We start from the raw sequence: 11,208 nt of genomic DNA, 5'->3' as shown, positions 1-11,208 counted from the left end.
CAAAAAGTGAAATGAAAGATAACCAAGGAGGAAACAAGAAAAATGAAAAAGGTTTCTGTATTACCTGCTTTTATTATAACGTTCGTATGTATGTTAGCTTTTCTTGTAATGCCATACGGGAATGTATCAGCAAAACTAGCTGATGGTACTTACGATATTAATTACGTAATTCAAAAAGCGGAAAATGATTCAGCTTCAATGGCAAATGACTATTTTGAAAAGCCGGCAAAATTAATAGTGAAAAACGGTGAGATGAGAGTACAAGTTCCGATGAATCATAGTGCTTGGATTACAGAATTTAAAGCACCAGAGAACGGGAATTTTGTTGATGCGAAAGTTGTTAGTAAAGATGAATCGGCAGATAAAAGAACAGTAGAGTTTAAAGTAGATGATTTATCTAAACCGGCAGCTGTAAAAATTCATGTTGTTGTACCAAATGCAAACTATGACCACCACTACACAATTCGTTTTGCATTTGATGCAAATGTAAAAGCTGTAGGTGGCGATAACGGCGTAGCTGCTACAAAAAAAAATAATGATCAAGCGAAAACAGATACACATGTAAAAGAAGAGAAAACAAAAGTAGAGAGTAAGGAAACAGCTAAAGAAGTGAACAAAGAAACAAAAAATGAAAATGGAAAAGCTGAAAAAACAGATAACCCAAAAACAGGCGATGAAGCACGTATTGGATTGTTTGCAGCGTTAATTCTTATTTCAGGTGCTTTCTTAATTCGTAAAGTGAAGTTGAGTAAATAAATCTTTTGAAGGGTGATGAATATATGTTTAAACAATTTAAAATGATTATTGCCGTATTTGCTGTTTTATTTACGTTTATCGCAACACTAGGTTTACAAGATGCAAAGGCTGCTACAAAACTAGCTGATGGAAAATATAATATTGCTTTTACTGTATGGAAAGGCGATAAAGATGAATCGTCTAGAATGAATAGTTATTTTGAAAGCCCAGCAACATTAACAGTTAAAAATGGAAAACAATACGTTTCATTTAAAGTGAAAGATAGTGCTTCTATTAAAAGTTTCCAAGTAGAAAAAGATGGTCAATTTGTAGAAACAACCGTGTTAAGTGAAAACAAAAAAGATAATACTAGAGTAGTAGAATTTGAAGTTGCTGACTTGTCAAAAAAACTAAATGGAAAGGTGAAAATTAATATTCCAATTATTAATTATAATGCTTCGTATGATATTCGCTTTGTATTTGATGGGAGCAGTATTAAATAATTTTCAAAAGGGAGAGTCGTTCCATTGAACAGGTATACAAAAATTATTGTTGCTATGTTTTTAATGATATTTACATTCGTATCAACATTACAACCACTTGCAGTTCAAGCAGCTACCAAGTTGGCTGACGGTGAATATTCAATTGGCTTCAAAGTTTTAAAAGATACATCAGATGAAGAATCGATGATGAATCAATATTCAGTAAGTCCGGGAACTTTAAAAGTGAAGGATGGGAAAAAGAAAGTATCCTTTACATTAACTAATAGTTCATGGATTACGAAGTTTGAAACAGAAAAAGCAGGTAAGCTAGTTGCGACAAATGTAATTAGTGAAGATAAAGAAAAAGATACAAGAGTAGTAGAATTTGATGTAGAAGATGTAGAGAAGGTATTAAATGCAAAAGTAAAAGTAGATATTGATTTTTTAAATTATCATCATGAGTACGACGTTCGTATTGCATTTGATCAAAATAGTATTACACCAATTCATGTGGAACAACCAAATGAAAAAGAGGACCCAGCTAATAAGCCAGATCCAAATGAAAAACCGGATCCAAGTCAGAAGCCCGACCAAAAGCCTGACCCAGATCAACAACCAAATTCTAACACAATTACAGATGGTGCGTACAGCATTCCATTTAAAGTGTTAAAAGATCAAACAGATGAAGAATCTAAGATGAATACTTACATGGTAAATCCAGGAGTATTAAAAGTAGAAAACGGTAAGAAAAAAGCAATTGTAACATTAAAAAGTAGCTCATTAATTAAAAATTTTCAAACGGAAAAAGATGGCACATTTGTTGATGCAAAAGTAGTAAGTGAGGATACGGAAAAAGATACAAGAGTAGTAGAGTTTGAAGTAAACGATTTATCTAAAAAACTAAATACAAAAGTATTTATCGAAATGGCATCAAGAAATTATAAGCAAACGCATGATGTACAACTTTTATTTGAACAAGATAAACTTGAACAAATTAAAAATGAAGAGAAACAACCAGAAGTAGAAAAACCAGAAGCAGAAAAACCAGAAGTAGAAAAACCAGAAGCAGAAAAACCAGAAGCAGAAAAACCGGAAGCAGAAAAACCGGAAGCAGAAAAACCGGAAGCAGAAAAACCGGAAGTAGAAAAACCAGAAGTAGAAAAACCGGAAGTAGAAAAACCAGAAGCAGAAAAACCGGAAGCAGAAAAACCGGAAGTAGAAAAACCAGAAGTAGAAAAACCAGATGCTGAAACAATTAAAGATGGTGAATACAGCATCAATTTCAAAGCATTAAAAGATCAAACAGACGAAATTTCAATGATGAACACATATACAAAAAGTCCAGGTGTGCTAAAAGTAAAAGATGGTAAGAAGTATGTATCATTTACGTTAACGAACAGTTCTTGGATTACAAAATTTGAATTTGAGAAAAATGGTTCGTTTGTTGATGCACATGTAATAAGTGAAGATAAAAAAGCTGATACACGCGTAGTGGAAGTAGAAGTACCAGATTTATCAAAAAAGTTAAATGCAAAAGTAAAAGTAGATATCGATTCAATGAATTATCACCATTTTTACGATATTCAATTTGCATTTGATAAAGGTAGCATTAAGCCGTTAGATAGCCAAGGCGGAAACAACAACCAAGGCGGAAACGACAACCAAGGTGGAAACAACAACCAAGATGAAAATAATAAACCGAGAGTAATAGTTGATTCGAAAAATTTAGTAGATGGCCAATATGATATTACATTTAAAGTATTAAAAGATAAAACAGATGAGATTTCAAAGATGCATGACTATGTTGTAAATCCAGCGAAATTAATCGTAAAAGATGGTAAAAAATATATTGAGATGACGCTGAAAAATAGTGCGTGGATTACGAAATTCCAAGCGGAAAACAATGAACTATTCGCTGATGCAAAAGTAGTAAGCGAAGATAAAAATGCAAATACGCGAGTAGTACAGTTTGAAGTAGAAGATCTATTTAAAAAATTAAACGCAAAAGTAAAGGTAGACATCGATGAGATGAACTACCATCATTTCTACAATGTACAAATTCAATTTGATACAAATAATATCGGTGCGTTAGGAACTATTAAAGAGGAACCGAAAAATGAACCGAAAAATCCAGTGACTACACCGAAAGTAGATAATGTAAAAACATTAGGTACTCCTGATTTTAATCGAAATGCAGATGGTCACAAGAAAAAAGAAGATACAAAAAATGATTCAAAAAAAGAGAAAAACTCAAAAACTGCAGATACAGCACAACTTGGTTTATACATGGTGTTACTGCTAGGTTCACTTGCTTTACTAGTTCGTAAATATAGAGCAGGTAGATTGTAATTTTTGGAGTCTTGATGCATGTTCGCGTGCATCAAGACTTGTTTCATATTGTATGGAAAGGAGTGGTGATTGAGAGTGAAGAAAATTGCAAGTGTACTAATGGCTATCATTTTGTTAATGAGTATAGCCGGGTGCTCATCACCAAAAAAAGAATCAGCAAAGCAGGTAAAGAGTGAAAGTAAAGAGCGCGTCGTTGCAACAACAGTGGCTGTTACTGAAATTATGGATGCGTTAGAAGTAGATTTAGTCGGCGTTCCAACAAGTTCTAAAACTTTACCGAAGCGATATAAAGGTTTACCTGAAGTTGGGAATCCAATGAGTCCAGATATGGAAAAGGTAAAGTCATTAAAGCCTTCAGAAGTGTTATCTGTGACAACACTTGAATATGAATTAAAGCCAGTTTTTGATGGTGTGGGTATGAAAGCAAACTTTTTAGATTTAACGAGTTTGAAAAATATGCAAAGTTCTATTAGCGATTTAGGTAAGAAATATGGGCGTGAAAAACAGGCCGAAGCAGTAGTAACTAAATTAGATAAAAAGGTTGCTAGCATTCAAAAAGAAGTAAAAGGAAAGAAAGAACCGACAGTGCTTATTTTATTAGGTGTGCCAGGAAGTTATTTAGTAGCAACAGAGCATTCTTATATTGGAGATTTAGTGAAACAACTAGGTGGTAAAAATATTGTGCAAGGTGAACAAGTAGAATATTTAGCTTCTAATACAGAGTATTTAAAGAAAGCTGATCCAGATATTATTTTACGAGCAGCTCATGGTATGCCTGATGAAGTTGTAAAAATGTTTGATAAAGAATTTAAAACAAATGATATTTGGAAACACTTTGCTGCGGTTAAAAATAACCGTGTTTACGATTTAGAAGAGCGTTTATTTGGAACGACAGGTAATTTAGCAGCAATTGAAGCATTAGATGAATTGAAAAAAATGATGTATCCGTGATGCATTTTAATATAAAGGAAGAGTAGAATGAATAAAAAAACTTGGAGTTTCCTCATTGTTACTGCATTGCTTATTGTTATGACATCATTGTCAGCGATGAAAGGTAGTTTAGAAGTAGGTATTGTTGAACTTGTACAAGGGATATTTACAGGTGGAAATGAAGATGTTGAAGTCATTAAAGATTTACGTTTTCCGCGTATTATTATTGCGTTGTTCACTGGAGCGGCTCTCGCTGTTTCAGGTGTGCTTTTTCAAGCTGTTATGAAAAATCCACTCGCTGATGCTGGGGTAATCGGTATATCTTCAGGAGCAAGTTTTATGACACTCGTTATTATTACGTTGTTCCCGCAATTCTTTTTCTGGACACCCGTATTCGCCTTTTTAGGTGGTGCGCTTGCATGTTATCTCGTTTATTCGTTTTCATGGAAATCAGGATTAAGCCCGCTTCGCATTATTTTAATTGGTATTGCCATTAATGCAATGTTTACTGGATTAAATGAATCATTCGTTACGATTTGTGGATATTTTATTAAGAGTATTAAGCAAACGACGACTTCTAACATAACAATGAAGACGTGGGGCGATGTAGAAATAATGGTGACTTATGGAACGATTGGTCTTATTCTTGCTCTGTTCGTAGGAGCTTGGTGTAACTTATTATCGCTACAAGATAAGACTGCGAAAAACTTAGGCTTGCACGTGACGAGAGTTCGTCTTATTATTTCTGCCATTGCAGTACTCTTAGCGGCAGTATCAACAGCGCTTGCAGGTGTTATTGCTTTTGTAGGATTACTAGTTCCGCATATTTCAAGACAATTAGTCGGTTCAGACCATAAAGTATTAATTCCATTTTCTGCTCTTGCAGGGGCGTTATTAATTTTGACGGCAGATACGATTGGAAGGTTAATTGTGCCACCTAACGAAATTCCAGCAGCAACAATTATGGCGGTTATTGGTGGTCCATTCTTAATATTCTTGCTTAGAAAGAGTGATAAAGTTCATGGAAATTAAAAATGTAACCTTTTCATACGATAACGTAACAAATCGATTAAAGTCTGTTAGTAGTGAAATAGAAATTGGGAAAATTACAACAATCATTGGACCGAATGGATGTGGGAAATCAACATTACTTAGTGTCATGTCTAGAAACCACGCTCCTAGCAGTGGAGAAGTAATACTTGATGGGAAAGCGATTAGTGAATATAAACCGAAAGAGTTTGCTAGAAAACTAGCGGTTGTCCATCAACAAAATGAGGCTCCAGCAGATATTACAGTGGAAAAGCTAATAAGCTTCGGGCGTATGCCATATAAAAATATATTCTCTCCGCAAACAGATGAAGATAGAGAAGCGATTGAGCGTGCGCTAGTATGTACGAATTTACAAAGTAAGCGTGATAAGCCAATTTATGCTTTATCTGGTGGAGAGAGGCAGCGAGTTTGGATCGCAATGACATTAGCTCAAAATACACCAATGCTCTTCTTAGATGAGCCGACCACATATTTAGATATTTACTATCAGCTAGAAATATTAGAGTTAGTGAAAGAGTTAAATGAAGTGCATGGACTAACGATTGTAATGGTATTACATGATATTAATCAAGCCATTCGTTATAGCGACCATATTATCGTTATGAAAGATGGAGAAATCATTACGAAAGGTAATCCTAATGATGTAATAACAGAAGAAATGGTTAAAGCAATATATGGTGTAGATGTCATTGTAAAGCAGGATGAAGATACCGGATTGTACATGGTACCTATGGGAATCTAAAGGCTGAGCATAATCCGTTTTGAGGTGATAATTTGAATAGTAAGAAAGGACGGAAAAAGAATTCTTTTTTTCAACGCATACTTACAATTGTGTTTTTAGGAATCTTTTTCTATTCAATGTACGAGTTGGGCGGGATTTTCATGGATTATTATGAAAATCGTAAAGTAATGGCTGAGGCACAACATATTTATAAAAGAAGTCCAATGGAAGAAAAATCAGAAGATGGAGAGGTACGTAAACAGTTTCAGGATCTCCAGAAAATTAATCCAGAGATAGTCGGATGGATTACGATGGATGATACACAAATTAATTATCCAATCGTTCAAGCAAAAGATAATGATTACTATTTATTTCGTAATTATAAAGGTGAAGATATGAGAGCGGGAAGCATTTTTATGGACCATCGTAATGATGTGAAATCTCAAAATCGAAATACGATTTTATATGGCCATCGTATGAAAGACGGTTCTATGTTTGGTAGTTTAAAAAAGATGTTGGATGAAGACTTTTTTATGTCTCATCGTAAATTATATTACGATACATTATTTGAAGGATACGACGTGGAAGTTTTTTCAGTATACACGACAACAACGGACTTTTATTACATTGAAACGGATTTTGAAAATGATGCAGCATATACATCGTTCTTAAAGGAAATTCAAGAAAAATCACTGTACAAAACGGATACGGAATTGACGGCTAATGATGAAATCGTAACACTTTCTACTTGTGACTATGCGCTTGATCCAGAGGCTGGAAGGCTAGTTGTACACGCAAAATTAATAAAAAGAAATTAAAGAAAAAAGTATAGAATATGAGAAGTGATAGATAACGCTTCTCATATTCTATACTTTAAAAAAGGACTGTTTTTACTGTGCTGCAGCCATTGGCATACGTACAACTTTTACATCATAGTAAGCAATTTTATTATCAAGAATATATTCTGGCATTCCGCCTTGATGTGAGTGAGCATCTTTAAATGCAGCGCTCTTTGTCCAACCTTGGAAATCTTCTTTTGCATTCCAGCGAGTGCTAATTGTAACTTCATCATAATCAACTGTATTTTGCGTTAAAAGAACTTCTAGACCTAAAAAGCCTGGCATCGTTTCAACTTTACCTACTTTATTAAAACGCTCAATTAATTTATGTCCATTTCCCTTTGTAATTTTAGCTGTATTTGTAACGATAATCATGTTTATTCCTCCTATAAATATAGCCTTTATTTTCGAGAACTCATATACATTAAATGATAATGAAAATCATTATCATTGTCAATGCTAAATGTGAAATATAAAAGTTTTTTATATTATATTGGACAGTAAGATTTCCAGTTCAAAATGTAGTAAATATGTGGCAGTTAAGCGAGAGAATGAGCGAGTTGTACTAGCAAAGCAATAATATGGTATAGTGAAACGAGGCTGTTTTTTCAGTCTCGTTTTTTAAATGCTTCCTGTAGAGAAAGCATGCAAATGGAAAGGAAGTTATTATATGCGATCAGAAGTAACTGTAAAAATAAAACCGAAATTTATAAAAGAAATTAAAAGTGGATATCCGCTTATTTTAAAAGATGCGATTCAAAATTTAAATGATGTTCGTGAAGAAGGAACAATCATTAAAGTAGTAGATGAGAAGAACCAATTTATCGGAAAAGGCTATTATGGAAAACAAAATAAAGGATACGGCTGGATTTTAACGAGAAAAGAGAGTGAACAAATTAATCAATCTTTCTTTGAAAGTAAAATCAAATCTGCCTTACATAAACGAAAGCAATTTTACAAATCAAGTGATACGACAGCATTCCGCGCCCTAAACGGTGAAGGTGATGGTCTTGGAGGACTAATTATCGATTATTATGATGGCTACTACGTAGTAAGTTGGTATAGTGAAGGGATTTACACTTTCAGAGACGAGATTATAGCCGCTCTTCAAAAAGTAGCAAACTTTAAAGGTATTTATGAGAAAAAGCGTTTTGATACGAAAGGGAAATATATTGAGGGGGATGATTTCGTAGCAGGAGAGCGCGGCGAGTTCCCACTTATCGTAAAAGAGAACGGTGTAAACTTTGCGGTTTATTTAAATGATGGGGCAATGGTTGGGGTATTTTTAGATCAACGTAACGTTCGAAAACAAATTCGTGATAAATATGCAAAAGGAAGAACAGTGTTAAATATGTTCTCTTATACAGGTGCTTTCTCTGTATTTGCAGCTCTTGGCGGAGCGAGTAAAACGACGAGTGTTGACCTTGCAAATCGTAGTTTAAGTAAAACGATTGAGCAGTTTAGTGTAAATGAAGTTGATTATGAAGCGCAAGATATTATTGTAGAAGATGTATTTCTTTACTTCAAATATGCAGCGAAGAAAAAAATGAAATTTGATATGGTCGTACTTGATCCTCCAAGCTTTGCACGCTCAAAAAAATATACATTTAGTGCAGCAAAAGATTATAAAAATTTATTAAAAGAAACAATTGCTATTACAGAAAATAACGGTATTATCGTTGCTTCTACAAACTGTAGCGCATTCGATATGAAAAAGTTTAAAGGCTTTATCGATACAGCCTTTAAAGAAATGAATGGCAAATATAAAATATTAGAAGAACATTCTTTACCAGAAGATTTCCGTACCATTGATCAATTTAAAGAAGGAGACTACTTAAAAGTAGTTTTCATCGAGAAAATTAAAGGTTAATAAAGAAAAGGAGCTCGAGTTTACTTGAGCTCCTTTTCTTATTGAACGATATTTTGTACTCTACCGACTTGCCCGTCCTGCAATCGCACTTTAATGCCATGCGGATGGGAAGGGGAGTTTGTTAAAATATCTTTTACAATTCCACGTGTTAATTTGCCTGTTCGTTGATCTTGTTTTAATACAATATCAACTTCAAGACCGGGGGCGATATCAGAACGTTTTTGTCCGTTCATTTATACACCTGTACGTCTACGTTGGTTGTTTGTTTTCTTTGTTTGTTGGTTTTGTAATTTTTTTGTTTCTTGGCTTTGATTTTTTGCATTTTGACCATTTCCATTTCCTTGCTTTTTCTTAGCAAGTTGTTCACGCATTAAATCAGCTAAGCTTACTTTTTTGTTTTCTGACATGATAAGTCTCCTTTATATAAAGTTAATTATGAACAATCGTAGTGAATTTCATCATATCATTGTTAAGGAAGGAAGGGAAGTTGGTTTGAAAATTCATATAATTGTTTCCAGTCTGTAGTAGTTACGATACAATTGGATTGTTAACGTTTGTAAAAAGGGGATAGACATATGTCACATCATATTTTATTAGTTGAAGATGATATCTCAATTCAAGAGATGGTGGAAAAGTATTTAATAAAGGAAGGCTTTCAAGTTACGATTGCGTCTGATGGAGAAGAAGGCGTGAACACATATTTAAAAGGTTCATTTGATTTGATTATCCTTGACATTATGATGCCAAAGCTAGATGGCTTAGAGGTTGTACGAATCATTCGAGAAAAAAGTGCAGTTCCGATTTTAATGATGTCGGCAAAAGATACAGATGTTGATAAAGCTGTTGGATTAGGACTTGGAGCAGATGATTACATTTGTAAGCCATTTTCTATGATTGAATTGGCTGCACGTGTAAAAGCAGGTATTCGGAGGTCTACGAAATACTCGGCTACAGAAACAATAGAAAAAATGATTCAAATTGGTGATTTAACAATTGATCCAATTAATTTTACTGTAGAAAAAAACGGGAAGCCTCTCAAACTTACTTTAAAAGAATTTGAGATTTTAAAGCTATTTGTAAAGAACCAAAATCGTGTATTTACGAAAGCGCAAATATATACGTTAGTTTGGAATGAAGAGTATTACGGTGACGATAACGTTATTAATGTTCATATGAGAAGATTGCGTGAGAAAATCGAAAGTGATCCATCTAATCCAGAATATATTAAAACGCTATGGGGCATCGGCTATAAGCTGGAAGTGATGTAATATGATCAATTTGTTAATAGGTATTATTTTTATATTGTTATGTGTTATTTATATGCAATATAAAATGAGAAAAAATAGTAGTAAAAATTTACGATACACATATGAAAAGTTAGAAAGTATTGTAAATGAAAAAACAGGCGAGACGTTACTCGTTATGACAGATGATCTAGAATTGCAAAAATTATTAGTGGCAATTAATCAATTATTAGATGCAAAACAGAAAACGAATGCAGATCATGCAAAAGTAGAAATTTCGATGAGAAAAATGCTTTCAAATATTTCGCATGACTTGAAAACACCACTAACAGTTATTCTTGGATATACAGAAATGTTAAATAAGGATAAAACGATAAATAAAGAAGAACAACAAATATTACTTGAGAAAGTGCATACGAAAACACTAGAAGTGATGGAATTAATTCATAAGTTTTTTGATTTAGCGAAATTAGAATCTGGTGACAAAGCAATTGAAATGAAAAAAGTAAATATGAATGAAGTTTGCCGCGAGAAGATTTTATCATTTTATGATTTAGTGACGACGAAAGGTTTTCAGGTTCATATTGATATACCAGAAAGAAATATATATGCACTTGGAAATGTAGAAGTATTAGGTAGGGTATTGAATAATTTAATATCAAATGCAATTACATATGGAGACGATGGAAAGGCACTCGGTATGACGTTAAGAGATGATGACACGGGCGTGTATATAGATGTATGGGATAAAGGAAAAGGGATTGATGAATCTCATATTGATAAAGTGTTTGAGCGTATGTACACACTTGAAGATTCAAGAAATAGATTGTACCAAGGAAGCGGTCTAGGATTAACGATTACGAAACGGCTTGTGGAAGCGATGGACGGAAAAATTCATCTTTCTAGTAAACCGTATGAAAAAACAATTTTTACAATTGCATTAACAAAGATACAGTTTTAGCTTGTAGAGCAGTAGATTCTACAAGCT

The 11,208-nt window shown here is 33.7% G+C and carries 13 protein-coding genes; 10 read left to right on the top strand and 3 right to left on the bottom strand.

The features are described 5' to 3' along the window. Positions 1-42: 42 nt before the first annotated feature. The 7 genes from isdC (at position 43) to srtB (ending at position 7,085) form a co-directional block, all read left to right on the top strand. On the top strand, positions 43-756 hold the full coding sequence (isdC, locus tag ACQGS6_RS07190; RefSeq protein WP_000757960.1) for a heme uptake protein IsdC: 714 nt from the start codon (positions 43-45) through the stop codon (positions 754-756). A gap of 23 nt (positions 757-779) precedes the next feature. Next, positions 780-1,238, top strand: coding sequence for an NEAT domain-containing protein (locus ACQGS6_RS07185; protein WP_000476165.1), 459 nt, complete (start codon positions 780-782; stop codon positions 1,236-1,238). 24 nt (positions 1,239-1,262) lie between these two features. Then, entirely contained in the window at positions 1,263-3,566 is a 2,304-nt protein-coding gene (locus tag ACQGS6_RS07180) for an NEAT domain-containing protein (RefSeq protein ID WP_426964987.1), read from the top strand. Positions 3,567-3,635: 69 nt separating this feature from the next. Then, positions 3,636-4,517, top strand: a complete 882-nt coding sequence (isdE, locus tag ACQGS6_RS07175) for a heme ABC transporter substrate-binding protein IsdE (RefSeq protein WP_002098036.1) — start codon at positions 3,636-3,638, stop codon at positions 4,515-4,517. 27 nt (positions 4,518-4,544) lie between these two features. Then, positions 4,545-5,528: a FecCD family ABC transporter permease gene (locus ACQGS6_RS07170; RefSeq protein WP_001036849.1), complete on the top strand. Its 984-nt coding sequence runs from the start codon at positions 4,545-4,547 to the stop codon at positions 5,526-5,528. Next, positions 5,518-6,288 (top strand): ABC transporter ATP-binding protein, encoded by a 771-nt coding sequence (locus ACQGS6_RS07165; protein WP_000403761.1) that lies wholly within the window; start codon positions 5,518-5,520, stop codon positions 6,286-6,288. Before ACQGS6_RS07170 ends, ACQGS6_RS07165 begins: the two co-directional genes overlap by 11 nt. Positions 6,289-6,320: 32 nt before the next feature. After that, a complete protein-coding gene (srtB, locus tag ACQGS6_RS07160; protein ID WP_001086121.1) occupies positions 6,321-7,085 on the top strand; it encodes a class B sortase in 765 nt (254 codons plus the stop codon). A 72-nt stretch (positions 7,086-7,157) separates the two neighbouring features. Here the strand turns inward: srtB and isdG are convergent, their stop codons facing one another. Continuing rightward, the gene (isdG, locus tag ACQGS6_RS07155) at positions 7,158-7,481 is read right to left on the bottom strand and encodes a heme oxygenase (RefSeq protein ID WP_000587818.1); all 324 of its coding nucleotides are present in this window, start codon (positions 7,479-7,481) and stop codon (positions 7,158-7,160) included. A 295-nt stretch (positions 7,482-7,776) separates the two neighbouring features. Here isdG and ACQGS6_RS07150 point away from each other — a divergent pair, with 295 nt between their 5' ends. Then, positions 7,777-8,976, top strand: coding sequence for a class I SAM-dependent rRNA methyltransferase (locus ACQGS6_RS07150; protein ID WP_001255970.1), 1,200 nt, complete (start codon positions 7,777-7,779; stop codon positions 8,974-8,976). Between the two features lie 38 nt (positions 8,977-9,014). Here the strand turns inward: ACQGS6_RS07150 and ACQGS6_RS07145 are convergent, their stop codons facing one another. Then, positions 9,015-9,209, bottom strand: a complete 195-nt coding sequence (locus ACQGS6_RS07145) for a YwbE family protein (protein ID WP_001014305.1) — start codon at positions 9,207-9,209, stop codon at positions 9,015-9,017. Further along, a complete protein-coding gene (locus ACQGS6_RS07140) occupies positions 9,210-9,383 on the bottom strand; it encodes a hypothetical protein (RefSeq protein WP_001293578.1) in 174 nt (57 codons plus the stop codon). A gap of 168 nt (positions 9,384-9,551) precedes the next feature. Between ACQGS6_RS07140 and ACQGS6_RS07135 the strand changes: the two genes are divergently transcribed. Together ACQGS6_RS07135 and ACQGS6_RS07130 are read left to right on the top strand one after the other, a co-directional pair. Next, a complete protein-coding gene (locus ACQGS6_RS07135; protein WP_000018029.1) occupies positions 9,552-10,244 on the top strand; it encodes a response regulator transcription factor in 693 nt (230 codons plus the stop codon). Position 10,245: 1 nt separating this feature from the next. Beyond that, positions 10,246-11,181: a HAMP domain-containing histidine kinase gene (locus ACQGS6_RS07130; protein ID WP_000609138.1), complete on the top strand. Its 936-nt coding sequence runs from the start codon at positions 10,246-10,248 to the stop codon at positions 11,179-11,181. Positions 11,182-11,208 lie beyond the last annotated feature (27 nt).

This window comes from Bacillus sp. GMs2/2 (assembly GCF_050172095.1).
GTDB classification, from domain to species: Bacteria; Bacillota; Bacilli; order Bacillales; family Bacillaceae_G; genus Bacillus_A; species Bacillus_A cereus.
The sequence above is the reverse complement of the archived record's forward strand: the minus strand, read 5'-3'. Positions and strand labels throughout refer to the sequence as shown.